Annotated in this window: 23 protein-coding genes; 16 read left to right on the forward strand and 7 right to left on the reverse strand. The window is 67.6% G+C overall.

The window, feature by feature from the left end; all coding sequences use genetic code 11:
- Positions 1-48 precede the first annotated feature (48 nt).
- Entirely contained in the window at positions 49-480 is a 432-nt protein-coding gene (locus ACM0O9_RS11185; protein WP_005407630.1) for a YkgJ family cysteine cluster protein, read from the reverse strand.
- Positions 481-584: 104 nt separating this feature from the next.
- Between ACM0O9_RS11185 and oleC the strand changes: the two genes are divergently transcribed.
- The 3 genes from oleC (at position 585) to ACM0O9_RS11200 (ending at position 3469) form a co-directional block, all read left to right on the forward strand.
- Complete coding sequence (gene oleC, locus ACM0O9_RS11190) at positions 585-2243, forward strand: olefin beta-lactone synthetase (RefSeq protein ID WP_005420778.1); 1659 nt, start codon at positions 585-587, stop codon at positions 2241-2243.
- The gene (gene oleD / locus ACM0O9_RS11195) at positions 2240-3232 is read left to right on the forward strand and encodes a 2-alkyl-3-oxoalkanoate reductase (protein ID WP_005420776.1); all 993 of its coding nucleotides are present in this window, start codon (positions 2240-2242) and stop codon (positions 3230-3232) included. Before oleC ends, oleD begins: the two co-directional genes overlap by 4 nt.
- 81 nt (positions 3233-3313) lie before the next feature.
- Positions 3314-3469 carry a DUF1328 domain-containing protein gene (locus tag ACM0O9_RS11200; RefSeq protein WP_005407633.1) on the forward strand — a complete coding sequence of 52 codons (156 nt, stop codon included), beginning with the start codon at positions 3314-3316 and terminating at the stop codon, positions 3467-3469.
- 76 nt (positions 3470-3545) lie between these two features.
- Here the strand turns inward: ACM0O9_RS11200 and ddlA are convergent, their stop codons facing one another.
- A complete protein-coding gene (ddlA, locus tag ACM0O9_RS11205) occupies positions 3546-4640 on the reverse strand; it encodes a D-alanine--D-alanine ligase (protein WP_065185572.1) in 1095 nt (364 codons plus the stop codon).
- Positions 4641-5137: 497 nt separating this feature from the next.
- Between ddlA and ACM0O9_RS11210 the strand changes: the two genes are divergently transcribed.
- From ACM0O9_RS11210 to ACM0O9_RS11225, 4 genes are all read left to right on the forward strand, one after another.
- A complete protein-coding gene (locus ACM0O9_RS11210; protein ID WP_164230145.1) occupies positions 5138-5773 on the forward strand; it encodes a ubiquinone biosynthesis accessory factor UbiJ in 636 nt (211 codons plus the stop codon).
- Positions 5770-7425, forward strand: coding sequence for a ubiquinone biosynthesis regulatory protein kinase UbiB (gene ubiB, locus ACM0O9_RS11215; protein WP_414603793.1), 1656 nt, complete (start codon positions 5770-5772; stop codon positions 7423-7425). Before ACM0O9_RS11210 ends, ubiB begins: the two co-directional genes overlap by 4 nt.
- A gap of 32 nt (positions 7426-7457) precedes the next feature.
- Entirely contained in the window at positions 7458-8009 is a 552-nt protein-coding gene (locus tag ACM0O9_RS11220) for an O-methyltransferase (RefSeq protein ID WP_065185663.1), read from the forward strand.
- Positions 8010-8094: 85 nt separating this feature from the next.
- Positions 8095-8838, forward strand: a complete 744-nt coding sequence (locus ACM0O9_RS11225; RefSeq protein WP_005420759.1) for a pseudouridine synthase — start codon at positions 8095-8097, stop codon at positions 8836-8838.
- Between the two features lie 75 nt (positions 8839-8913).
- On the opposite strand, the gene ACM0O9_RS11230 is transcribed toward ACM0O9_RS11225, so the two are convergent.
- Positions 8914-9447 (reverse strand): DUF2059 domain-containing protein, encoded by a 534-nt coding sequence (locus ACM0O9_RS11230; RefSeq protein ID WP_005420757.1) that lies wholly within the window; start codon positions 9445-9447, stop codon positions 8914-8916.
- A 133-nt stretch (positions 9448-9580) separates the two neighbouring features.
- Here ACM0O9_RS11230 and arfB point away from each other — a divergent pair, with 133 nt between their 5' ends.
- The 3 genes from arfB (at position 9581) to dcp (ending at position 12886) form a co-directional block, all read left to right on the forward strand.
- A complete protein-coding gene (gene arfB / locus ACM0O9_RS11235; protein ID WP_032962216.1) occupies positions 9581-10012 on the forward strand; it encodes an alternative ribosome rescue aminoacyl-tRNA hydrolase ArfB in 432 nt (143 codons plus the stop codon).
- A gap of 4 nt (positions 10013-10016) precedes the next feature.
- Positions 10017-10619, forward strand: coding sequence for a lysophospholipid acyltransferase family protein (locus ACM0O9_RS11240; protein WP_005420754.1), 603 nt, complete (start codon positions 10017-10019; stop codon positions 10617-10619).
- A gap of 110 nt (positions 10620-10729) precedes the next feature.
- The gene (dcp, locus tag ACM0O9_RS11245; protein ID WP_065178394.1) at positions 10730-12886 is read left to right on the forward strand and encodes a peptidyl-dipeptidase Dcp; all 2157 of its coding nucleotides are present in this window, start codon (positions 10730-10732) and stop codon (positions 12884-12886) included.
- A 116-nt stretch (positions 12887-13002) separates the two neighbouring features.
- On the opposite strand, the gene ACM0O9_RS11250 is transcribed toward dcp, so the two are convergent.
- Positions 13003-13449, reverse strand: coding sequence for a 3-dehydroquinate dehydratase (locus tag ACM0O9_RS11250; protein ID WP_004153636.1), 447 nt, complete (start codon positions 13447-13449; stop codon positions 13003-13005).
- A gap of 3 nt (positions 13450-13452) precedes the next feature.
- Positions 13453-13854, reverse strand: coding sequence for a hypothetical protein (locus tag ACM0O9_RS11255; RefSeq protein ID WP_019661885.1), 402 nt, complete (start codon positions 13852-13854; stop codon positions 13453-13455).
- Positions 13855-14129: 275 nt separating this feature from the next.
- Between ACM0O9_RS11255 and lepB the strand changes: the two genes are divergently transcribed.
- A complete protein-coding gene (gene lepB, locus ACM0O9_RS11260) occupies positions 14130-14756 on the forward strand; it encodes a signal peptidase I (protein WP_005420745.1) in 627 nt (208 codons plus the stop codon).
- A gap of 124 nt (positions 14757-14880) precedes the next feature.
- Positions 14881-16137: an MFS transporter gene (locus ACM0O9_RS11265; RefSeq protein ID WP_065185577.1), complete on the forward strand. Its 1257-nt coding sequence runs from the start codon at positions 14881-14883 to the stop codon at positions 16135-16137.
- 92 nt (positions 16138-16229) lie between these two features.
- Here ACM0O9_RS11265 and ACM0O9_RS11270 read toward each other — a convergent pair whose 3' ends face one another.
- Together ACM0O9_RS11270 and ACM0O9_RS11275 are read right to left on the reverse strand one after the other, a co-directional pair.
- Positions 16230-17138 (reverse strand): LysR family transcriptional regulator, encoded by a 909-nt coding sequence (locus ACM0O9_RS11270; RefSeq protein ID WP_005420736.1) that lies wholly within the window; start codon positions 17136-17138, stop codon positions 16230-16232.
- 405 nt (positions 17139-17543) lie between these two features.
- The gene (locus tag ACM0O9_RS11275; protein ID WP_053499296.1) at positions 17544-18512 is read right to left on the reverse strand and encodes a LysR family transcriptional regulator; all 969 of its coding nucleotides are present in this window, start codon (positions 18510-18512) and stop codon (positions 17544-17546) included.
- 109 nt (positions 18513-18621) lie between these two features.
- On the opposite strand from ACM0O9_RS11275, the gene aceB reads away from it, so the two are divergent.
- The 4 genes from aceB to ACM0O9_RS11295 all read left to right on the forward strand — a co-directional run bounded on the left by aceB (position 18622) and on the right by ACM0O9_RS11295 (position 25595).
- Complete coding sequence (gene aceB, locus ACM0O9_RS11280; protein WP_138953312.1) at positions 18622-20244, forward strand: malate synthase A; 1623 nt, start codon at positions 18622-18624, stop codon at positions 20242-20244.
- A 64-nt stretch (positions 20245-20308) separates the two neighbouring features.
- A complete protein-coding gene (gene aceA / locus ACM0O9_RS11285; protein WP_235649697.1) occupies positions 20309-21610 on the forward strand; it encodes an isocitrate lyase in 1302 nt (433 codons plus the stop codon).
- Between the two features lie 438 nt (positions 21611-22048).
- The gene (locus ACM0O9_RS11290) at positions 22049-23089 is read left to right on the forward strand and encodes a GGDEF domain-containing protein (protein WP_032954692.1); all 1041 of its coding nucleotides are present in this window, start codon (positions 22049-22051) and stop codon (positions 23087-23089) included.
- Between the two features lie 13 nt (positions 23090-23102).
- Positions 23103-25595, forward strand: a complete 2493-nt coding sequence (locus tag ACM0O9_RS11295) for a putative peptide modification system cyclase (RefSeq protein WP_414603794.1) — start codon at positions 23103-23105, stop codon at positions 25593-25595.
- The last annotated feature ends 1 nt before the right edge of the window (position 25596 follow it).

Consider the following 25596-nt stretch of genomic DNA (forward strand, 5'->3'; position numbering starts at 1 on the left):
ACAAGTGGAAGGTATGGGTGGGTGCCGACCGTTGGTCGGCACACCGGATTACGCCGCGACCGGCGCCTGCGGTGGCGAGGACGGGCTGTTGCCGTTGTCGTCCGGATGATCGTCGTCATTGTCGGCGTCATCGCGCCAACGCCAGTCGGCCGGCGTCAGCGGATCCAGGCCATAGGCAATGCGCGCCTTGTCGCACTGCGGGCTGGCCTTGCCGTATTCCCACGATGCATCCACCTCACGGCACACGCTGGGCCGGTTGGGGTGGATCGTGCAGCGTGAATACACGCCGATCTGCGCATCCAGCGCGACGCAGCGCACCGGCTTGGAATGGGTGCCGCGCATGCACAGGCGATGCGGGTCCAGCACCTCGGTAAGCTGGTGCGGCACGCCGCCGGGGGTGACCTCGTCCGATTCCATCCAGTGGAAGGCCACGCGGTACTGGGTGCAGCAGGCGCCGCAGGTCATGCAGGGATGTTGCATGGGCAAGCCGCCTCGGGCGGCAGTCGGAATCGGGAACGAGGGTGCGGATTTTCCACGAAGTGGGCCGCCGCGCAAGAAATTCCGTAAGCGGCGACAATGAACGGATGAACCGACCCTGCAACATTGCGGCCCGTTTGCCTGAACTGGCGCGTGAACGCCCCGACCAGATCGCCATCCGCTGCCCGGGCCGCCGCGGCGCCGGCAACGGCATGGCCGCCTACGATGTCACCCTCGATTACCGTCAGCTGGACGCCCGCAGTGATGCCATGGCCGCCGGCCTGGCCGGCTACGGGATCGGCCGTGGCGTGCGCACGGTGGTGATGGTGCGGCCTTCTCCGGAGTTCTTCCTGCTGATGTTCGCGCTGTTCAAGCTGGGCGCAGTGCCGGTGCTGGTCGATCCGGGCATCGACCGGCGCGCGCTGAAGCAGTGCCTGGACGAGGCGCAGCCGCAGGCCTTCATCGGCATTCCGCTGGCGCATGTGGCGCGGCTGGTGCTGCGCTGGGCGCCGTCGGCCACCCGGCTGGTGACGGTCGGCCGCCGCCTCGGCTGGGGCGGTACCAGCCTGGCCGCGCTGGAACGTGCCGGTGCCAAGGGGGGGGCCATGCTGGCCGATACCGATGGCGAGGACATGGCGGCGATCCTGTTCACCAGCGGCTCCACCGGCGTGCCCAAGGGCGTGGTCTACCGCCACCGCCACTTCGTCGGCCAGATCCAGTTACTGGGCAGTGCCTTCGGCATGGAAGCGGGTGGGGTGGACCTGCCGACCTTCCCACCGTTCGCGCTGTTCGACCCGGCGTTGGGCCTGACTTCGGTGATCCCGGACATGGACCCGACGCGGCCGGCGCAGGCCGACCCGGGACGCCTGCACGATGCCATCCAGCGCTTCGGCGTAACCCAGCTGTTCGGCTCGCCAGCGCTGATGCGGGTGCTGGCCCGGCACGGGCGGCCACTGCCGACGGTGACCCGGGTGACCTCGGCCGGGGCACCGGTGCCGCCGGACGTGGTCGCCACCATCCGCAGCCTGCTGCCGGCCGATGCGCAGTTCTGGACTCCCTATGGCGCCACTGAGTGCCTGCCGGTGGCGGTGGTCGAAGGCCGCGAACTGGAGCGCACCCGCGCGGCGACCGAGGCCGGTGCCGGCACCTGCGTGGGCAACGTGGTGGCCCCCAACGAGGTGCGCATCATCGCCATCGACGACGCACCGTTGGCCGACTGGTCGCAGGCACGTGTGCTGGCCACCGGCGAGGTGGGCGAGATCACCGTGGCCGGGCCGACCGCCACCGACAGTTACTTCAACCGCCCGCAGGCCACCGCCGCCGCGAAGATCCGCGAGACGCTGGCCGATGGCAGCACCCGCGTGGTGCATCGCATGGGCGACGTTGGTTATTTCGATGTGCAGGGCCGCCTGTGGTTCTGCGGGCGCAAGACGCAGCGCGTGGAAACCGCGCGCGGGCCGCTGTACACCGAGCAGGTCGAGCCGATGTTCAACACCGTGGCCGGCGTGGCGCGCACTGCGCTGGTTGGCGTGGGGGCCGCCGGTGCGCAGGTGCCGGTGCTGTGCGTGGAGCTGCAGCGTGGCCGGTCCGACAGCCCGGCACTGCAGGAAGCGCTGCGTGCCAAGGCCGCCGCATGCCTGGCCGGAGCCGGGCTGGAGCACTTCCTGGTACACCCTTCGTTCCCCGTCGATATCCGTCATAACGCCAAGATCGGCCGCGAGAAGCTCGCCGTCTGGGCCAGCGCCGAACTGGAGAAGCGCGCATGAAGATCCTGGTCACCGGTGGCGGTGGTTTCCTTGGGCAGGCGCTGTGCCGCGGGCTGGTCGAGCGTGGCCACCAGGTGCTGGCGTTCAACCGCAGTCATTACCCGGAACTGCAGGCGATGGGCGTGGGCCAGATCCGCGGTGATCTGGCCGATGCGCAGGCGGTGCTGCATGCGGTGGCCGGCGTCGATGCGGTGTTCCACAACGGCGCCAAGGCCGGCGCATGGGGCAGCTATGACAGCTACCACCAGGCCAACGTGGTCGGCACCGACAACGTCCTCGCGGCCTGCCGCGCGCATGGCATCAACCGGCTGGTCTACACCTCCACGCCCAGCGTGACCCATCGTGCCACGCACCCGGTGGAAGGCCTCGGGGCTGACGAGGTGCCGTACGGCGAAGATTTCCAGGCGCCGTATGCGGCTACCAAGGCAATCGCCGAACAGCGCGTGCTGGCCGCCAACGATGCGTCGCTGGCGACGGTGGCACTGCGCCCGCGCCTGATCTGGGGCCCGGGCGACCAGCAGCTGGTGCCGAGGCTGGCCGAGCGTGCGCGGCAGGGCCGCCTGCGCCTGGTGGGGGATGGCAACAACAGGGTGGACACCACCTACATCGACAACGCCGCACTCGCGCACTTCCTCGCCTTCGAGGCACTGGCGCCGGGCGCTGCGTGTGCGGGCAAGGCCTACTTCATCTCCAATGGCGAGCCGCTGCCGATGCGCGAGCTGGTCAACAAGCTGCTGGCCGCTGTTGGCGCGCCGACGGTGGACAAGGCGATCAGCTTCAAGACCGCGTACCGTGTCGGCGCCATCTGCGAGCGGCTGTGGCCGCTGCTGCGCCTGCGTGGCGAGCCGCCGCTGACCCGCTTCCTGGCCGAGCAGTTGTGCACGCCGCACTGGTACAGCATGGAACCGGCGCGCCGTGACTTCGGCTACGTGCCGCAGGTCAGCATCGAAGAGGGGCTGCGCAGGCTGAAGGCTTCATCTGCTGCATAGATCGCCGTCACTGGTTGCACACCGCAGGATCGGGAGGATGGACCCACGCCATCCAAGGCTCGACCACCCGCGAGGAGCGCCATGCTGCACTACGCCATCATCTTCTTTGTCATCGCCATCATCGCCGCTGTTCTGGGTTTCTCCGGAATCGCCGGCGCCGCAACCAACATCGCCTGGATCCTGTTCGTGGTGTTCCTGATCCTTGCGGTGATCTCGATGTTCCGCAAGCGCGGCTAGCCGGTAGTGCCGGCCGCTGGCCGGCATCGCTTTCCGCAGAGTCGAGCCATGCTCGACTCTGCGGGCGATCACGACGTTACACAGCGCTCTGCAGCCCGCGATCGGCCTCATGGCGCTCCAGCGCCAGCTCGATCAGGCGGGTGATCAGCGTGGTGTAGTCCACGCCGCTGGCACCCCACAGCTTCGGGTACATGCTGATGCGGGTGAAGCCCGGCAGCGTGTTGACCTCGTTGATGATGATGTCGCCGCCCGCAGTGAGGAACACATCCACGCGCGCCATGCCGGCACACTCCAGCGCCTGGTAGGCCCGCAGCGCGATCTGCTGGATGCGTGCCTGGGTGCCGGCATCGATATCCGCGGGTACCACCACTTCGGCACCATCGGCGTTGATGTACTTGGTGTCGTAGGCGTAGAACTCGTCGTGCACCACCACCTCGCCGCACAGGCTGGCCTGCGGATGTTCGTTGCCCAGCACCGCGCACTCGATCTCGCGGCCGATCACCGCCGATTCCACCAGCACCTTGTGGTCGTAGCGCAGCGCCAATGCCAGCGCTTCGGCAAAGCCCGCCGCATCCTTGACCTTGCTCACGCCTACCGACGAGCCTTGGTTGGCCGGCTTCACGAACAGCGGCAGGCCAAGCTGGGCAATCACCGCATCGACATCCACTTCCGCCACCTGGTGGCGGCGGATGCACAGCCACGGCGCCACCTGCAGCCCGGCGTCGCGCAGCAGGCGCTTGGTCACGTCCTTGTCCATCGCCACTGCCGAGCCCAGTACCGGCGAACCGACGAAGGGCAGGTTGGCCATGCGCAGCAGGCCCTGCAGCGCACCGTCCTCGCCCAGAGGCCCGTGCACGATCGGCAGCACCACATCGATCTGGCCCAGCACGCTGGCCGCATCGGAGGGCTGCAGCTGTGCCTGCTCGGCACCGGGAAGGACCGCCAGCGACTGGCCGGAGCGATGCAGCGCGATGCGTGCCGGATCATCGGCATTGAGCAGGAAGGTCGCAGGCTCGCTCAGATGCCACTGGCCCTGCTTGTCGATGCCGACCAGCACCGGCTCGAAGCGCTCGCGATCAAGCGCATCGAGGATGTTCTTCGCCGACTGCAGTGAAACTTCGTGCTCGGAAGACTTGCCCCCGAAGATGATGCCGACCCGGGTCCGTGCCATGGGGAATGCGATGTCCTGTGCGTTGCGTGGCCGTATAGCATGAACCTTCATCGGCCCACCGCGTGAGGCACAGATGAACCAGAAATCCATCCACGCATGGCGTGGATCTACCGTCCTCACGGCCCATCAACAGGGGTCGGAGCCCGTTGCGCAACAACGGGATCCGACCCCACGGACGACAGGAAACTGTCGAAGGCGGGATGGGTCCGGTTGCGGGGGTGTCCGCGGCATGGATGCCGCGGCCAAGCCCCCATGGGTGAGGGCGCTTTGCTTGCGAAGCACTGCTTCGCAAGCGCCCGAACGCCCAGCCGCCAGCGGCTGGGCCGGACCGCGGAGCGGGGTTTACGGCGTCTCCCGCCACCGGCCCCATCCCGCCAACCCACGGAATGCATGCTGTTGCTGTTGGTGTTGAGGTTGCCGGCCAGCGGCCGGCACTACCGCGGGTGCCGGGCGGCAGCCCGGCCCAAGCCCTCCACCCACGCAGGTAGAATGCGCCCATGGCTCTTTCCCTGCTCAAGTCCCTCAAGCCGGTCGCTGGCCGCGCCCTGCAGATCGCCCTGAACCGCGCGCTGGCGCTGGATCCGGATACCCGCCATGCCCTGGCCAGCCTCGATGGCCGGCACATTGACCTGACCCTGGAAGCGCCGTCGCTGGCGATGCGCATCAGCGTCGACGGCGACCAGCTGCGGGTCGGCCCGGTGGATGCGCAGGAAGCCGACCTGGCCGTGCGCAGCAGCCTGGCCGGCGTGCTGGCGCAGCTGCCGCTGCTGGCCAACGCACGGCGCGGCGAGTCCAACAACAAGGGCCGTGTACGCGTGGCCGGTGACGCCGAACTGGCGCGGCGCCTGCAGCAGCTGGCCAAGGGCTTCGACCCGGACTGGCAGCAGCCCTTCGTCAGCGTATTCGGCGAGGTACTGGGCGTGCAGGTCGCCAACACCCTGCGCAGCGCCCTGCAGCACGCGCGCCAGGGGGCGATCGACCTGGCCCAAAGCGCCGCCGAATTCATCACCGAGGAATCGCGTGACGTGGTGCCGCGCGCCGAACTGGATGCCTTCCATGATGATGTGGACGTGCTGCGCGATGACGTCGAGCGTCTTGGCGCGCGCGTGCAGCGCCTGCGGGGTGCCGCATGAAGGCCGTGCTGCGGGCGAGCCGCATCGGCCGGGTGATCCTGCGTTACCGCCTTGACGACCTGCTGCAGGGCACGCCGGCCGAGCGTTGGCTGCGCCTGGCCAAGCCGTTCGTGCCGCGTGCCTCGGCCGACATCGCCGCACAGTCGCGCGGTGCGCGCCTGCGCCTGGCGCTGCAGGATCTCGGCCCGATCTTCGTCAAGTTCGGCCAGATCCTCTCCACACGCCGCGACCTGGTGCCGCCGGATGTGGCCAATGAGCTGACCCTGCTGCAGGACCGGGTCAAGCCGTTCGACGGTGACACTGCGCGCCGCATTGTCGAGGAAGCGCTTGGCCTGCCGGTCAGCGAGGCGTTCGCCAGCTTCGATACCGAACCACTGGCCTCGGCTTCGATCGCGCAGGTGCATGCGGCCACGCTGGCCGATGGCCGCCAGGTGGTGGTCAAGGTACTGCGCCCCGGCATCGAGAAGCAGATCGATGCCGACATCGCCCTGCTCAACTCGCTGGCCGCGCTGGTCGAGCGTACCCATCCGCGTGCCGACAAGATCCGACCGCGCGAAGTGGTGGCCGAAGTCGAGAACACCCTCGCCGCCGAGCTGGACCTGCAGCGCGAAGGCGCCAATGCCAGCGTGCTGCGCCGCTTCTGGGAGAACAGCGACGACCTGTATGTGCCGGAAGTGATCTGGAGCCATACCGCCGAGCGCGCGCTGACCCTGGAACGCGTGTGGGGCATTCCGTCCGACGACATCGCCGCGCTCGACAAGGCGGGCATCGACCGCAAGGCACTGGCCGCCAAGGGCGTGCGGGTCTTCTACACCCAGGTGTTCCGCGACAACTTCTTCCATGCCGATGCGCACGCCGGCAACATCTGGGTCGACACCGATCCGGGGCGCCGCGCCAGCCCGCGATTCATCGCGCTGGACTTCGGCATCATGGGCCAGCTGTCGCAGGAGGATCAGTACTACCTGGCTGAGAACTTCATGGCCATCTTCAACCGCGATTACCGCCGCATCGCCGAACTGCACGTGCAGGCGCGCTGGATGCCCGATCACGTACGCATCGATGATCTGGAAGCGGCCGTGCGTTCGGTGTGCGAGCCGTACTTCACCCGCCCGCTGTCGCAGATCTCGCTGGCCGAAGTGCTGATGAAGCTGTTCCGCGTGGCGCAGCGCTACCAGCTGACCCTGCAGCCGCAGCTGATCCTGCTGCAGAAGACCCTGCTGAACATCGAAGGTGTCGGCCGGCAGCTGGATCCGCAGATCGATATCTGGGCGGTGGCCAAGCCGGTGCTGGCGAAGATCCTGCGCGAGCGCTACAGCCCACGCCGGGTGGTGCGCGAGATCGGCAAGCGGTTGCCGGAAATCATGACCCACGCGCCGGACATGCCGCGCCTGGTACACGCTTGGCTGACCCAGCAGGTGGAGGGGCGCCACGAGCTGGCGATGCGCTCGCGCGATCTGGTTGCGCTGGATGCCAGCGTGCAGCGCCTGCAGAAGCGCACGGTCGGCGCGATCACCGGCGTCGGCCTGCTGGCCATCGCCGCGCTGATGTACGTGCTGCAGCCGCCGGGCTGGTACTGGGGCGACCTGCCGATGTGGAGCTGGGTGTCCGGTGCCGTCGGCGCGCTGGCGCTGGCGCGCGCGTGGTGGAGATAGACCCGGTGCTGCAGACGCTGAAGAACGAACTGATGCACTTCGGTGCTGAAAACGACGCGCATGAAACCGAGCGCGCTCGGCGCATGCTCAACATCACGCCGGATACCGGTGAATTCCTGTCGGTGCTGGTGCGTTTCGGCACCGCGCGACGGGTACTGGAAATCGGCACCTCCAATGGCTACTCCACGCTGTGGCTGGCCGAAGCCGCAGCCGCCATCGACGGCCACGTGACCACGCTGGAAGTCGCCGAGGACAAGGTGGCGTTGGCGCGATCCACGTTCGCGCGCAGCGGGTTGGCCGCGCACATCACGCTGGTGCATGGCGATGCCGGGCAGTGGTTGGCAGAGGCCGGCGAAGGCTGCATCGACCTGTTGTTCCTGGATTCGGACCGCGGGCAGTACGCCGGCTGGTGGCCGCAGCTGCGCCGCGTGCTGCGGCCGGGGGGCCTGCTGGTGGTGGACAACGCCACCTCGCACGCGGAAGAGATGGAGCCCTTGTGCCTGCTGCTGGATGCCGATCCGGACTTCAGCACCAGCGTGGTGCCGGTGGGCAACGGCGAACTGCTGGCCGTGCGCAACGCCTGATTGCCACGCCACAGACCCGGGGTCAGATCCCTTTTCCCGTGGAAAAGGGATCTGACCCCATACAGGGCACCCTTATAATCCTGCGGTGAGTACCGAACCTGACACCCTCGCCGCGGTCGAGACTGAAACCGCGCCCCTGCAGCTGCTGCACCTGGATGAGCGCCTGGCCGTGGTCAACAAGCCTGCCGGGCTGATGGTCCACGACAGCAAGCTGGCCCGTGGCGAAGATGATTTCCTGGCCGACCGCCTGCGTGAGCAGCTGGGGCGGCCGATCTTCCTCGTGCACCGCCTGGACCGGGCCACCAGTGGCTGCCTGCTCCTGGCCTTTGACCGCGAAACCGCCAGTTCGCTGGGCAAGGCACTGATGGGTGGCGAAGTGGCCAAGGACTACCTGACAGTCTGCCGAGGCTGGCCGGCCGAGCTGTCCTGGCGGGTGGACCATGATCTGGACGGTGGGCCGGGCAAGCCGGTGAAGAAGCCGGCGATCACCGATTTCCAGCGCCTGGCCACTGGCGAGCTGTCGGTGCCGGTGGGCGAATTCAGCAGCTCGCGCTACGCGCTGCTGCGCTGCCAGCCGCAGACCGGGCGCTTCCGGCAGATCCGCCGTCACCTCAAGCACCTGTCACATCACATGATCGGCGATACCAGCCACGGCGATGGGCGCCACAACCGCATCTTCCGCATGCAGGGCGTGCACCGCATGCTGCTGCACGCCGAGCGCCTGCGTTTTCCGCATCCGGAGGGCGGCAACGTGGATGTCAGTGCGCCGCTGGACCGCCAGTTCCAGAAGGCACTGGACCTGTTCGGCTGGCAGGTGGACGCAGTTTGACGGTAGTGCCGGCCGCTGGCCGGCAGCTGCGTGATTCCAGGTGTACTGGGGAGCCGGCCAGCGGCCGGCACTACCTCATTCTCGTTTCTTTTCCGGCTCGTTGACGATCGCTTCCAGGTCTTTCTGCAGGTCCGCAAACAGCGGCTGCATGCGCGCCTGGATGGCCACCATCACGTTCTGCATCAGTGCCGGGGTCTTGTCCAGCAGGCTCTGGCCTGCCGCGCTCTCGTAGAACTCGGCCATCGCCAGCACGTCTTCCTTGCTGAACGTCTTCTTGTACAGGTCCACGTACATCGGCCGCAGCTGCTGCCACGACATGGCCTGGCGCAGGGTCTGGCTGGTCCGCGCCTGGATCCGCTTCAGCTGCTCCTGCTGCTGGGCGGTGAGCTGGCGCTGCGCGGCCACCTGCTGGAACTGCTGCTGCTGCATGGCTTCGATCTGCGGCACCATGGTGTCGATCATGCTCTGCGCGCGCGAGGCCGACAGCAGGCGGTTGATGTCGCCGTCGGTCGGCGGGGCGGCCAGGGCCGGGACGCTGGCCGTGGCCAGTGCCAGCAGCAGGGCGGCGCGGCGCAGCAGGGACGGCAGGGCGGGTGCGAAGCGGGTCATGCGGGCTTCCTGCGGTACATGGGACCGCCAGCATACCCGCAGCCCAGGCGAAGGCGGCGTGTTCGGCGCCTGATCGGCGGCATACGGGGCGCGATGGCGCACTCCACCACGTGCCTGCCGCTACAATGCGCGGATGGGCAGTGGACCGGTCACCATCAGCGCGCAGCTTGAAATCCCCGACGGCGAGATCGTCGAGCGGTTCGTGCGCGCCAGCGGCGCCGGCGGCCAGAACGTCAACAAGGTGTCCACTGCGGTGGAACTGCGTTTCGACGTGGCCAACTCGCCCTCGTTGCCCGAACCGTTGCGCACGCGGCTGTTGGCGCGGCGTGACCGGCGCATGACCGGCGAAGGCGTGCTGGTCATCGACGCGCAACGTTTCCGCACCCAGGATCGCAATCGCGAGGATGCGCGCGAGCGGCTGGCGGCCTTCATCCAGGCCGGGCTGAGCGTGCCCAAACCGCGCAAGGCCACCAAGCCGACCCTCGGGTCGAAACTGCGTCGTCTGGACGCCAAACGCGGGCGCGCGCAGATCAAGCGCGGGCGCTCATCACGTGACTGGGAGTGATTGCTTGAACAACCCGACTTCGTTGCTGCCGGCCGTGCCGCCGCAGATGCCGCAGGTCAAACCCAACGCCTTCCTGCGCTGGCTGGCGCGCTGCACCCTGCGCATGGGGGGCTGGAAGGTGACCGGCACCCTGCCTGACATCCCGAGGCTGGTCTTCATCATCGCCCCGCATTCGTCCAACTGGGACGGGCTGTGGGGCATGGCGGCCAAGATCGCGCTGGGCATGAAGGTGAAGGTGCTGGGCAAGGCGTCGCTGTTCTGGTGGCCGCTGGGCCCGTTGCTGCACCGGCTGGGCGTGATTCCGCTCGATCGCAGCTCGCCACAGGGTACGGTGGGCCAGGCGGTGGACCTGCTGCGCAACAACGAGAAGATGTGGTTCGCCATCACGCCCGAGGGCACCCGCAAGGCGGTGAAGGAATGGAAGGCCGGCTTCCTGAAGATCGCCCGGATGGCCGACGTGCCGATCCTGACCGCGTATTTCCACTATCCGGAAAAGACCATCGGCATCGGTCCGCTGTTCACCCCGAGTGGCGACGATGTGGCCGACATGGCTGCCATCCGCGAGTTCTACCGGCCCTGGATCGGCAAGACCCGCGGCACGGTCTGAGCCGGCCGCAGGCCGCCGCATAGACGCCACGTCCGGCACATGCCGGGCGAGCGCGACAGGAGTAGGGTGGAGGGCTGGTATCCATACCGTCTGCCCAAGGAGCGTTTTACATGTCGCGTACCGTAGTCCTGGCCGCCGCCATCAGCCTGGCGTTGGCGGCCTGTTCCGGCAAGGAGTCCACCCCCGTGACCGATGCCCAGAAAGCCCCGGCCCCGCAGCCGGCCGAAGCCTCCACCAATCCGCTGCTGAGCGCCAGCACGCTGCCGTTCCAGGCGCCGCCGTTCGACAAGATCAAGGACAGCGACTACCTGCCGGCCTTCGAAGAAGGCATGCGCCAGCACCTGGCCGACGTGCGCAAGATCGCCGACAGCAGCGAGCCGGCCACCTTCGACAACACCATCGTGGCGATGGAGCGCAGCGGCGAGACCCTGACCCGCGTGTCGCGCATCTTCTTCGGCCTGGTCCAGGCCGACACCAACGATGCGCGCCAGAAGATCCAGGAAGAAGTGGCGCCGAAGCTGGCCGCGCACCAGGACGAGATCAACCTCGATCCGAAGCTGTTCGCGCGCGTGAAGTCGCTGTACGACCAGCGTGACACGCTGGAGCTGGACCCGGTGCAGAAGCGCCTGGTCGAGCACTATTACGATGGCCTGGTGCGCGCCGGTGCGCAGCTGTCCGACGCCGACAAGGCGACCCTGCGCAAGCTCAACGTGGAAGAGACCACGCTCTCCACCCAGTTCCACACCCGCCTGGTGGCCGCGACCGCCGCTGCGGCTGTTGTCGTTGACGACAAGGCCAAGCTGGCCGGCCTGGACGAGGGCGCGATCAACAACGCTGCGGCCGCCGCCAAGGACCGCAAGCTGGATGGCAAATTCCTGCTGCCGCTGCAGAACACCACCCAGCAGCCGGTGCTCGGCTCGCTGAGCGATCGCGACCAGCGTGCCGCCGTTCTGAAGGCCTCTGAAACCCGCGCCGAGCGCGGTGATGCCAACGACACCCGGCAGACCGTGCAGCGCCTGGCCCAGCTGCGTGCGCAGAAGGCCAAGCTGCTCGGCTTCGACACCTTCGCCGACTATCAGCTGGGCGACCAGATGGCCAAGACTCCGGCTGCCGCGCTCAAGCTGTTGACCGACACCGTGCCGGCCGCCACCGCCAAGGCGCGCGCCGAGGCCGGTGAGATCCAGAAGGTCATCGACGCGCAGAAGGGCGGATTCCAGGTCGCCGCTTCGGACTGGGACTTCTACGCCGAGCAGGTGCGCAAGGCCAAGTACGATCTGGACGAGTCGCAGATCAAGCCGTACTTCGAACTGGACAACGTGCTGCAGAACGGCGTCTTCTACGCCGCCACCCAGCTGTACGGCATCACCTTCAAGCCGCGCACCGACATTCCGACCTACAACCCGGACATGAAGGTGTACGAAGTGTTCGACAAGGACGGCACCTCGCTGGCCCTGTTCTACACCGACTATTTCAAGCGTGACAGCAAGTCCGGCGGCGCCTGGATGGACGTGTTCGTCGAGCAGGACGGCCTGACCGGTGCCAAGCCGGTGGTCTACAACGTCTGCAACTTCACCAAGCCGGCCGCCGGCCAGCCGGCGCTGATCAGCTTCGACGACGTCACCACCATGTTCCATGAGTTCGGCCATGCGCTGCACGGCATGTTCTCGAACGTGAAGTATCCGTCGATCGCCGGCACCGCCACCTCGCGTGACTTCGTCGAGTTCCCGTCGCAGTTCAACGAGCACTGGGCACTGGACCCGAAGGTGTTCGCCAACTACGCCAAGCACTACAAGACCGGCGAGGCGATGCCGCAGGAACTGGTCGACAAGATTCTCAAGGCGCGCAGCTTCAACCAGGGCTATGCGACCACCGAATACCTGTCGGCCGCGCTGCTCGACCTGGCCTGGCACACGCAGAAGGCCGATGCACCGCTGCAGGATGTCGGCGCCTTTGAAGCCAGCGCGCTGAAGAAGTTCAAGGTCGACCTGCCGCAGGTGCCGCCGCGCTACCGCACCACCTACTTCGACCATATCTGGGGTGGTGGTTACTCGGCCGGTTACTACGCCTACTTCTGGGCCGAAGTGCTGGACCATGACGCCTACCAGTGGTTCACCGAACACGGTGGGCTGACGGCGGCCAACGGCCAGGAGTTCCGCGACAAGATCCTCTCGCGCGGCAACAGCGTGGAGCTGTCGACCCTGTACCGCGATTTCCGCGGCAAGGACCCGTCGGTGGAACCGCTGCTGAAGTTCCGCGGGCTGAAGTAGGAAACAGAAAACGGCGGGGGCAACCCCGCCGTTTTTCTTTCTGTAGAGCCGAGCCCACGCTCGGCTGATGGCTCCTGGAAAGGCAGCCGAGCATGGGCTCGGCTCTACACACAGCGTTACGTCCCCACGTGCACGCGGTTCGCCTGCTCGGCCAGGCCCAGGTGATCGAGCGCGATATCCAGCGCCAGCACATAACTCTGCGCGCCATACCCAGCAGCGATGCCCAGGCGCTGGCCGACACCGGCCGGCAGGCACGGTTCGGCCACTGCGCCGTCGTCATGCACCTCTACGTAAGCGTTGTGCAGATAGGGCAGCAGCCGCTGCAGGCGCAGACTGTTGGCACACGCACCCGGATCGAGCAGCGTCACCTCGCCGCGGCTGTGATCGGCCACGCGCAGCGCATCAAGCAGTTCCTGTTCCGAACCGCAGGCGCGGATCGCCACGCTGGTGCCGGCGTCGATCGCGCGATGCACCAGCGATTTCAGGACCGGTGCCGGCAGCGGCATCGCGGTGCGGATCAGGGCGCCGGCCGCTTCGGGGCCGCGGATGATGAAGATCGACATGACTCAGCCCTCCTGCGCCAGGCGGCGGCCGACAATGGCCAGCGACAACGGGTAACCGGCCTGCTGGCTGCGCTGGTCGACCACCACGGCGGCGGGGCCGTGCTGCAGGCGCAGGCGTGCATCCAGACCAGGTTCGCTGGGTGCCTGCAACTCGATGTACTGCGCCGGCAGCCGTTCCAGCGCCGCCTGCAGCGCGCCACCTTCGGCCTGCCATTGCGCCTCGTCGGCGGCACCGACATCCAGCAGTACCCAGTCGGCCGAGCGCGCCTGCGGCTGGCACAGGCACTGGCGTACCTCGGACAGGCTGGCGCAGTCGCTGCACAGCACGCGATGGCCGGCCAGCTGTGCCGGCAGTTGGGGGCGCGGTGCCGACGAAGAGGCGTGGCGGATCACCAGGAGGGTCATACAACACCTTGCGGAATGCGCCGTGTGGCGCGGTGGGCACACGATGCGCGTGCTGCCCGTAAAGGTGCGATGCCCGCGGCCGGACCGGGGCGTAAAACCTGCGTAACCCTTCATGTAGAGCCGAGCCTACGCTCGGCTGCTCTGCGCCCCAGTCGGGCAACCTCGACGCTACAAAGAACAAGCCGAGCGTAGGCTCGGCTCTACAGGAGCGCGGCGCGGGAACCTCTTGCGCCCGGATGTGGTCTGATGCAGCCACCACCCAACCGGAGCCTGTCATGGATGCTGTTGCCCGTCCCCCCTTTTCCCAACGCGCCGTGGCCTGGCTGAAGAAGGAAGCATTGCCGCTGCTGGTGATGCTCGGCCTGCTCGCCGCCGCCCGCGATACCCTGGCCAACCATTACGTGGTGCCGAGTGGTTCGATGCAGCCGACCCTGCAGCCCGGCGACCGGGTGGTGGTGGACATGCGCGCCTACGGTCTGCGTCTGCCATTCACCAACACGGAACTGATGGCGACCGGCACCCCGCAGCGTGGCGAGGTGGCGGTCTTCGACTCACCGGCCGACGGCACCCGCCTGATCAAGCGCGTGGCGGCGGTGGCCGGTGACCATGTGCAGATGCGCGAAGGCCATCTGAGCATCAACGGGCAGCCGCTGCAGATGGCCGACCTGCAGGACGTGGAAGCCTTCGGCGAGCGACGTGCCCGCCTTGATCTGGACATGGGCGGCGGTCCGGACATCGCCGACCTGGTGGTGCCGGCTGGCAAGGTGCTGGTGCTGGGTGACCACCGCGGCAACAGTTTCGATGGCCGCTTCTTCGGCTTCGTCGACGCCGACAAGCTCTACGGCCGCGCGGTGGCGGTGTACTACCGCCGGGGCGACGGCTTCGAGTGGCAGCGCCTGTAAGCTGAATTGATACTTCTCGTATATCAATCATGACCTATCAGGTTATGGATCGACTGGATAGACGGGCCTAGTCTGAGGCCCGTTCCCTCCCGCGCTTGGCCGCCCCCACCGGCCCATCGATCCCATGACTGGCGAAACCGCGGCGGCCGTCGAACGCCGCCCCCCCACTGTCGACCCCAGCGCCGAGACCCGCATCCAGCAGGGCACACCGGCCTTTCGTCGCACCGCGCTGGCACTGTTCCTGGCCGGCTTTTCCACCTTCGGCCTGCTGTACACGGTGCAGCCGCTGCTGCCTGAGTTCAGCCGCCATTTCGGCGTGTCCGCCGCCGGCAGCGCCATGTCGTTGTCGCTGACCACCGGCACCTTGGCCGTGGCGATGCTGCTGGCTGGTCTGCTGTCCGATGCGGTCGGCCGCCGCCCGTTGATGATCGTCGCGTTGCTGGCCTCGGCCATGCTGTCGCTGAGCTCGGCGCTGGTGGATGACTGGACCACGCTGCTGGTATTGCGCACGCTGCTCGGCCTGGCGCTGAGCGGCGTGCCGGCGGTGGCGATGACCTACCTGGTCGAGGAAATGGACAGCCGTGCGCTGGGCCTGGCGATGGGCCTGTACATCGGCGGCAATGCCATCGGTGGCATGAGCGGGCGCCTGCTGGCCGGCATCATCGCCGACCACTGGGGCTGGCGCTGGGGTATCGGCGTGGTCTCGATCATCGCGGTGGCCAGCACGGTGCTGCTGTGGCTTCAGCTGCCGCCGTCGCGCCACTTCCATCCCCGTCGTGACGGCCTGCGCCAGTTGCCGTCGCGCTGGCGCATGCTGTTCGCCGACCCGGGCCTGCCGTGGCTGTTCGCCACCTCGTTCGTGCTGATGGGCGTGTTCGTCACCCTCTACAACTACCTGGGCTACCACCTGCTGGCGCCGCCCTACCACCTCAGCCAGACCGTGGTCGGCCTGATCTTCAGTGTCTACCTGGTGGGCACCTTCAGTTCGGCGTGGATGGGCCAGCAGGCCACGCGCTACGGCCGCGGCCGCATCCTGTCGATCTCGTTCGCGCTGATCGGCGCCGGCATCGTGCTGCTGGCAATGCCGTGGCTGAGTGCGATGGCACTGGGTATCGCGCTGGTCACGTTCGGCTTCTTCGGCGGCCACTCGGTGGCCAGCAGCTGGGTTGGCAGCCGCGCCGGTACGATGCGCGCCGAAGCCTCGGCGATGTACCTGTTCGCCTACTACCTGGGATCCAGCGTGCTGGGCGGGGTCGGTGGCCTGGCCTATGCGGCCTGGGATTGGCTGGGTGTGTGCCTGTTCGCTGCCGTGCTGACCCTGATCGGTGGTGGCATCGTCTGGGCACTGCAGCAGCGCGCGCCGCAGCCGGTCACCGCGTGATCCACCGCTACGGTAGTGCCGGCCGCTGGCCGGCATGCCGGCCCATGTGGGGTTGCCGGCCAGCGGCCGGCACTACCCGGGTGGGTTGCACTTCACCCTTCGGCGAACGCCTCACGCAGTAGCGTGGCGAAATTGCGGATCAGCGGCGTTACCCGTTCGCGGTGCCAGGCCAGCTGCACTTCCGAATGCGCGCCGGCATCGGCCAGTGCCACGAAGCGCGATCCTTCCACGCGTATGTGATCGCATGACGACGGCAGGATCGCCGCACCCAGGCCCGCGGCGGCCAGGCTGATCAACGTCGATGCTTCACCGGCTTCCTGCACGATGCGCGGCGTGAAGCCCGCCGCCGCGCACAACGCGATCATGTGGTCGTGGATGCCCGCGCCGGCGCTGCGGCGGAACGCTACGAACGGCTCCTGAGCGAAGTCGCGCAGCGACAGCGTGCCCTGCTTCGACAGCCTGCGCAGGGCAGGGTGGTCGGCGTGCACGATCAGCGCCAGCGGGTCGACGAACAGGCTGTGCGCCACCAGTTCCGGCGGCAGCGCGCGCTTGCGGATGATGCCCACGTCCAGTGAACCGTCGAGCAGCGCGTCGATCTGCTGCAGCGTGTTCATCTCGCTCAGCTGCAGCCGCACCTGCGGGTACTGCTGACGGTAGCGCAGGATCGAACGCGGAATCTGCGGCGACAGCGGCGTGGCGCGAGTCAGACCGATGTGCAGTTCACCCTGCTCACCACGCTGTGCACGCTGCACCTCGTCCACGGCCGTTTCCACCTGCTGCACGATGGCGCGTGCACGTTCCTGCAGCAGTTCGCCCGCAGGCGTCAGCTGCACGCGGCGATGGCTGCGCACGAACAGGCGCGCGTCAATCAGTTCTTCCAGCTGGCGGATCTGTTGGCTGAGTGGCGGCTGTGACATGCCCAGCCGCTCCGCCGCCTGGCCGAAGTGCAGCGTATCGGCGACGGCGAGGAAGTAGCGCAGGTGGCGGAGTTCGATGGACATGGGTGCAGTTTATTCATCGTCAGCCGGAAATGAATCAGAGGCGGGGTCAGAGCCCGTTGCGCAGCAACGGGATCCGACCCCGTGCCGACCAACGGTCGGCACCCACCATGGGAAGCATTTCCCACAGTTCGCAGAAAACGGTCGAAGGCGGGGTGGGTCCGGTTGCGGGGGCGTGAGCGCCATGGGCCCGAGGCATGCCTCGGGCGGGTTGAGCAGGACGCTCAACACCGGTCTTGCCGTGTGCGCAGGACAGCGCACACGAGCAAGGCGCGACCGAGCCTCCATGGACGGATTTACGGCGTCCCCCGTAACCGGACCCACCCCGCCATCCCACGGAAAGCCCGCTGTCGCCGTTGCTGTTGCTTCGGCCTCTGCAGGTGCAGGGCGCAGCCCTGCCGAACACCCCTACCGCTCGGAATGCCCGCTCTGATCGTAATCGCGCGGACTGAACAACTCCGGCTGGATCAGCTCGATGAACGCCCGCGCCTGCGCCGACAACGCCTTGCCCCGGCGCACGATCACCCCGTAGCTGCGCTCGGGGAACCAGCGCTTCATCGACCGCGCCGCCAGCCGCTCGTGGTCGGCCTCGTTCAGGCACAGCGCCGGCACGATGGAAATGCCCATGCCCATCGCCACGTACTGCTTGATCACTTCCCAGCCCCCCACTTCCAGCGCCACGGTGTAGGCGATGCGGTGGCGCTGGAACACCTGGTCCACCAGGCGGTAGGTGATCTGCCGCTTCGGCGGCAGCACCAGCGGATAGCGCGCAATATCGGCCAGCTCCAGCTCGCCGCCCTTGGCCAGCGGATGATCGTGCGGTGCGATCAGCACCTGCTCGAAGCGGTAGGCCGGGGCGTAGGTCAGGTCGGCCGGCACATCGGTCATCGAACCTATCGCCAGGTCGGCGGCATCCTCGCGCAGCAGGTCGGTGCCGTCGGCGCTGATCGCGTTGTGCAGGGTCAGGCGCACGTCCGGGTGGTGCAGGCGAAAGCGTTCGACGATCTTCGGCAGCAGGTACAGGATGGTCGAGCTGTTGGCGGCAATGTTCAGCTCGCCCGCGTCCAGGCCGCGCACCTTGTCGCGGAAGCGCGCCTCCAGCCCGTCCAGGTTCTCCACCAGCGGCTGTGCCATCTCGTACAGCAGCTGGCCCTCGCGGCTGGGCACCAGGCGCCGCCCGCTGCGCTCGAACAATGGCACCCCCAGCTCCCGTTCCAACGCCTGCAACTGCAGGCTGATGGCCGGCTGGCTGACGAAAAGTGCCTCAGCCGCCCGTGAGACCGAGCCGAGGCGCACGGTCTGGCAGAATGCGCGCAGCGGCTTGAGCCGGTCGGATTTGTAGGAAAAACGAGGACTTGGCGGGGCGCGTGTGCTCATCGTGTAACGAGTATTAGCACAACTTATGTAAAACATTGCAAAAACTGTTTTGCCAAATACTGAGGCCCAGCGGCACCGTGGAGACGTTCCCCCATCGCTGGAGTCGCCCATGTCCGCCGTCGCTTCCGCCGTTCCCACTCCCGCCACCAAGGCTACTCCCGGCATCGCCCTGGCGACGCGCGTGGCCGGCCAGGACACCCTGCTGCCGGCGCCGCTGCTGGCCCTGCTGGTGTCGCTGCACCGTGCGGTGGAGCCGGGCCGGCAGGCGAGGCTGCAGGCCCGCCGTGAACGCCAAGCGTTCTTCGACCGGGGCGGCCTGCCGGACTTCCGCGAAGACACCACCGCGATCCGTAGCGGCGACTGGCGCGTTGCGCCGCTGCCGGCCGCGCTGCAGGACCGCCGCGTCGAGATCACCGGCCCGACCGACCCGAAGATGGTCATCAACGCGCTGAACTCCGGCGCCAAGGTGTTCATGGCCGACTTCGAGGATTCGACCTCGCCGACCTGGCGCAACCTGCTGGCCGGGCAGCAGTCGCTGGCCGCGGCGGTGCGCGGCGATCTCGAATACACCGCCCCCAATGGCAAGCATTACACGCTGCGCCCATACGACGAACAGGCGGTGCTGATCGTGCGCCCGCGCGGCTGGCACCTGGACGAGAAGCACGTACGCGTCGACGGCCAGTTCCTTGCCGGTGGCCTGTTCGACGCAGCGGTGTTCGCCTTCCACAACGCCCGCACCCTGCAGGCGAAGGATCGTGGCCCGTACTTCTACCTGCCCAAGCTGCAGAGCATGGAAGAGGCGGCGCTGTGGGAGACCGCGCTGTCGCACATCGAGGGCATGCTCGGCCTGCCGCACGGCCAGATCAAGGTGACCGTGCTGATCGAAACGCTGCCGGCGGTGTTCGAGATGGACGAGATCCTGCACGCGCTGCGTGATCGCATCGTCGGCCTGAACTGCGGGCGCTGGGACTACATCTTCTCGTACCTGAAGACCTTCCGCCGCCACGCCGACCGCGTGCTGCCCGAACGCGGCCAGGTGACCATGACCCAGCCGTTCCTGAAGGCCTATTCGGAACTGCTGATCCAGACCTGCCACCGCCGCGGTGCGCATGCGATGGGTGGCATGGCCGCGCAGATTCCGATCAACCACGATGCCGCCGCCAACGAGCAGGCCATGGCCCGCGTGCGCGCCGACAAGCTGCGTGAAGTCAGCGCCGGCCACGACGGCACCTGGGTCGCGCATCCGGCGCTGATTCCGGTGGCGATGGCGATCTTCGACGAGCACATGCCCGGTGCGAACCAGCACAGCGTGCTGCGCCAGGACGTGCGCGTCGGCCGCGACGAACTGATCGCGCGGCCGCCGGGCACCATCACCCGCGCCGGCTTCGAAGGCAACGTGGAAGTCTGCGTGCGTTACCTGGCGGCGTGGCTGGATGGCAACGGCTGTGTGCCGATCCATCACCTGATGGAGGACGCGGCCACCGCCGAGATCAGCCGCAGCCAGTTGTGGCAATGGCTGCATACGCCGGGCCAGCAGCTGGACGATGGCACCGCGATCGACCTGGCCCTGCTGGATTCCACCCTGTCGCAGCTGCCGGCACGGCTGGGCGATACCGCCGCGCTGCCCGGTGGCGCGCGCATCAGCGAGGCCATCGCCCTGCTCGGCGAACTGAGCCGCAGCGAAGAACTGACCGATTTCCTGACCCTGCCGGCCTACGCGCGCATCGATTGACTGCCGCCCGCGTCTACCGCCGTTTCCCTCCCCGCTGCACGCACGAACCGAACTGGAGAAAGACATGAGCAAGCTGCCCACTGCCGAACAGATCCAGCACGACTGGGATACCAACCCGCGTTGGGAAGGCATCCAGCGCAACTACAGCGCCGCCGACGTGGTGCGCCTGCGCGGCACCGTCCACATCGAGCATTCGCTGGCCCGCCTGGGTGCGGAGAAGCTGTGGGCGTCGCTGCACGAGCGCGAGTTCGTCAACGCGCTGGGTGCACTGACCGGCAACCAGGCCATGCAGCAGGTCAAGGCCGGCCTGAAGGCGATCTACCTGTCCGGTTGGCAGGTGGCGGCCGACGCCAACCTGGCCGGCCAGATGTATCCGGACCAGTCGCTGTACCCGGCAGATTCGGTGCCGGCGGTGGTCAAGCGCATCAACAACACGCTGCTTCGCGCCGACCAGCTGCACCACGCCGAAGGCAAGGATGACATCGACTTCCTGCAGCCGATCGTGGCCGATGCTGAGGCCGGCTTCGGCGGCGTACTCAACGCCTTTGAACTGATGAAGGCGATGATCGAGGCCGGCGCCGCCGGCGTGCACTTCGAGGACCAGCTGGCCTCGGTCAAGAAGTGCGGGCACATGGGCGGCAAGGTGCTGGTGCCGACCCGCGAGGCGATCGAGAAGCTCAACGCCGCACGCCTGGCCGCCGACGTGATGGGCGTGCCGACCCTGCTGGTCGCGCGCACCGATGCCGAAGCTGCGGATCTGCTGACCAGTGACATCGACGGCAACGACAAGCCGTTCACCACCGGTGAGCGCACCGTCGAAGGTTTCTACAAGACCCGCAACGGCCTGGACCAGGCGATCAGCCGCGGCCTGGCCTATGCACCCTATGCCGACCTGGTGTGGTGCGAGACCGGCAAGCCGGACCTGGAGTTTGCACGCAAATTCGCCGAGGCGATCCACGCGAAGTTCCCGGGCAAGCTGCTGGCCTACAACTGCTCGCCCAGCTTCAACTGGAAGAAGAACCTGGACGACGCCACCATTGCCAAGTTCCAGCGCGAACTGGGCCGCTACGGCTACAAGTTCCAGTTCATCACCCTGGCCGGGTTCCATGCGTTGAACTACGGCATGTTCAATCTGGCCCACGGCTACGCGCGCCGCCAGATGAGTGCGTTCGTGGAACTGCAGGAAGCCGAGTTCGAAGCGGCCGAGCGCGGTTTCACTGCGGTCAAGCACCAGCGTGAGGTCGGTACCGGCTATTTCGATGCGGTGACCCAGGCGATCCAGCAGGGCCAGTCGTCGACCACCGCGCTGACCGGATCGACCGAGGAAGAGCAGTTCCACGGCGGGCGCAGCGAACGCGCGGCGTGATCCGGTGCGCGGCGTGATCCGGTAGTGCCGGCCGCTGGCCGGCAATCACAGGATGCTCCGGGCGCTGCGTGGCAGCCGGCCAGCGGCCGGCTCTACCGGGGCCTGGAAATCCGATCAGGGTGGCCAGGGAAGGGCCAGGCAACGCCGGCCGGTCGGGGGACCTGCCGGCGTTGTTGTATCGATGCAAGGGGGGGCAGCCAGCGGGCAGCGTCAATCAGGCGCACCCCGGGTTCCGGCAACTTGGCCGAAACCCTGTGAAACCCGGCATCGAATTGATCCAGCAGGGGTTTTGCCCGGGCACCCGTGACCAGAACGGGCCACCACCGATCTTCACATCAATCAAGATCGGCAGAACGGTCAAAATGAGATAGGGCGCACACTTTAAAGCGGTGCTATGCTCCGCGGCTCACCAGGGGACGCTGGCGGCGGGTGCAGGGAATGACCGGCAGGGGTGCGGCCGAGAACAGTGATGTGACGACAGGTATCGCCCGGGTGGCGATGGCCGAGATCGTGCACGCGCTGTTGTCAGATGCCGAGGTGGCATTGTTTGCCAGATTCGCCCGCGCATGCAAGCTCCGTGCCGGACAGTGGCTGTTCCAGCGTGGCCACCGCGGCGAGCGCATGTATGTGATCCTCGAAGGCCAGATCGAACTGGACTTCGGCGAGGACCTGGTGATCAAGACACTCGGGCAGCATGAGTTCTTCGGAGAACTGGGCCTGCTGGTCGGCGACCACCTGCGCAGCGCCAGCGCGCGCGCGCTGGTCGACTGCGATGTGCTGGAACTGGGGCCGGCTGATTTCCACCGGCTGGTCGAATCCGATCCGGGCCTGGTGGCCTACTTCCTGCGCCGCACGATCATGCGCGTGCTGGCCAACGAACAGGCCCTGATCAGCCAGTTGCGCCGGCGCAACCACGATCTGGAAACCGCGCTGGACAACCTCTACATCACCACCCACCAGCTGACCCACACCCGCGAGCTGGTGCGTACCGATGAACTGACCGGTCTGCACAACCGCCGTGGCCTCACCCTGTACCTGCAGGAGTGCCGCGAGCGTGCCGAGGGGCCGCCGCAGGCGCTGCTGCTGATCGATTGCGACCGTTTCAAGCAGATCAACGACCGCCACGGCCACCAGGCCGGCGACCGCGTGCTGCAGAGCATGGGCAACATCCTGCGCTCGATGGCTGGCGAACAGGACCTGGCCTGCCGGCTTGGCGGTGATGAGTTCTGCCTGATGCTGCGCCGTGGCAACCGCGAGATCGTGCAGCACGCTGCCGAGTTCATCCTCAGCGCGGTGCACGGCCTGCTCGAGCGCAGCCATGGCACGCCGCATGTAAGCCTGGTCAGCATCGGAGCCAGCCTGCTGGATGCCGACGCGGACTGGAGCGAGTGGTATGCCAGCGCCGATCGGGCGCTGTACCGGGCCAAGCGTGATGGCGGCAACTGCCTGCGCTGGGTGGATGATCCGGACGGCCAATAGGGAGATGCAGGCGATGAATGGCGACAACGGAACGTCAGCCCCGCATAGCCCACAGCTACGCGCCCTGCTGTTCACTGATCTGTGTGATTCGCTGCAGCTGGTCGAGCGGATCGGCGACGTGGCGGCGGCGAGCCTGTTCCAGGAACACGACCGCCTGGTGCTGGTGCTGCAGCACCGCTGGAATGGCCAGCTGATCGATCGTTCGGACGGCCTGTTCATGCTGTTCGAGCGCGCCATCGATGCCCTGGGCTTCGCCCTGGACTACCAGCGCGAACTGCATGCGCTGGGCCAGCAGCGTGCGATTGAACTGCGCGCGCGTGCCGGCCTGCATGTGGGTGACGTGCTGACCTGGGAAAACAGTGCAGAGGCGGTCCGCGCCGGCGCCAAGTCGATGGAAGTGGAAGGCTTGGCCAAGCCGATGGCGGCGCGCCTGATGATGCTGGCGCGGCCCGGCCAGATCCTGTTGTCGGCGGTAGCCGAATCGCTGACCCGCCGTGCCACCGATGCGTTGGGCGAGCGCGGCACGCGCCTGTTGTGGAAGTCGCACGGGCGCTGGCGCTTCAAGGGCGTGCCGGTGGTACAGGAAGTGATCGAAGTGGGCGAGATCGGCTCCGCACCGCTGCGCATGCCGCGTGCCAATGCCAAGGCCCGCCGCGACCTGCCGTTGTGGCGGCAGCCGCTGGTGCTGGCCGCCGAAGGCCTGGTGCTGGCGGTGGCGGTGCTGGGCGGCTGGCTGCTGCTGCGGCCGGAACCGGCGATCGCGTTCGCCGAGCGCGACTGGGTGGTGCTCGGTGATGTCGACAATCTCACCGGCGACCCGATCTTCGACGACTCGATGCGGCACGCGATCCGGATCGCGCTGGAGCAGTCGCGCTACGTGAACGTGCTGTCGGAGGGCAAGATCCGCGAAAGCCTGGAAATGGCGCGGCTCTCCGGCGATACCCGGCTCAGCCGCGATACCGCAGCCAACGTGGCGGTGCGGGAAGGCGCGCGCGCCGTGCTGTTGCCGACCGTGCGGCAGAAGATCGGTGGCTACGAGCTGGCCATCGACGTCGCAGCACCGGGCAGCGGCCAGGTGATCCAGACGTTCACCGCCACCGCGGATCGATCCGATCAGATGGTGTTCGCGGTGGACGATGTGGTCGGGCGCCTGCGGCGCGGACTGGGCGAATCGGTGGCGAGCCTGGAACAGTCGTTGCCGCTGCCGCGGGCATCGACCCAGGACCTGCGCGCACTGCGTGCATTCGCGCTGGCGGAGAGTGCACTGGGCCAGCGTCGCTTTGAGGAGGCGCGCAACCTTTACCAGGCGGCGATCGATATCGATCCCGGTTTCGCCCTGGCCTACATGGGCGTGGCCAAACTGCATGCGCGCGTCGAGGAAGGGCGGCGAGCACGCGAAGCCATGCAGCATGCGCTGGACCTGCAGGATCGGCTGCCGCCACGCGAGCGGCTGTACCTGAAGGCCTGGACGGCCGAGCTGGAGCCGGGTGGCTGGGCGCTGGAGCAATGGCGCACGCTGGCCAAGGTCTATCCGGATTCGTTCGCGGGGCTGTCCAACACGTCCTGGTACCTGCTGCAGGCCAACCAGTTCAGCGAGGCCGAGCCCTATGCGCGTGCCGCCGCAGTGCCGCAGGATCCGCTGCGGCTGTATCCGCTGGTCCACCTGGTGCGGATACAGATCGCTGCCAACCAACCGCAGCTTGCCGCCGAAACACTGGCACAGGCGCAGATCCTGCGCGGCCGTGATGACGCCGATGAGACCGGCGTGGATGTGCTGGTGGCGCAGGGGCAGTACGCCAAGGCAGCGAAGCTGTTGCCGCAGATCCATGCCAGCGATGCCCTGCAGCAGCGGATGAAGCTGCGTGCGCAGCTGCTGCTGGCGGCCGCGCAGCGCGACTGCCCGGCGATGCAGCGGGCGATACGCGAAGATGCAGCGGCGCCGACGCTGGTCGATCTTCAGGTGCAGCAGCGCCTGCAGCACGCCAGCGTGGCGGCGTTGTGCCCGGGCGCTGACCGTGTCGAGCTGCAGGCGATCGCGGCGCTGCTGCAGCCGATGCTGCAGGAGCGTGATGATCCCATGCTGCATGCCCGTGGCCTGCAATGGCTGGCACTGGTCCACCTGGCGCAGCGGCAGGGCCAGTTCGAACTGGCCAGGCGTTGGCTGGACGAGCAGCGGCCCCTGCTGCGCAGCCTGCGCAGTCCGGTCGCGGACCGCTGGCTGCGCATCGTCAGCGCCATGGATGAGCTGCAGATGCAGCGCCCCGAGGCTGCCCGCGCCCTGATCGAGCCGATGCTGGATGGCAGCGAGCCGGTGCAGGCGCGCGTCGTGCTGCTGCTCGCGCTGCGTGCGCAGGGCGATGAAGCCGCCGTGCGCCGCCAGCAGGCCTGGCTGGCCCAGCATCGCGGCCAGGCCATTGCCGAGGTCACCGCCCTGCAGGTGTGGCAACCGCTGAACGTGTATGACGTCTCCACGTGGGCTACGTCGGCCACGGCCGGCGCGCCCTGAT

Source organism: Stenotrophomonas sp. FR012 (assembly GCF_047520565.2).
Lineage (GTDB): Bacteria > Pseudomonadota > Gammaproteobacteria > Xanthomonadales > Xanthomonadaceae > Stenotrophomonas > Stenotrophomonas sepilia.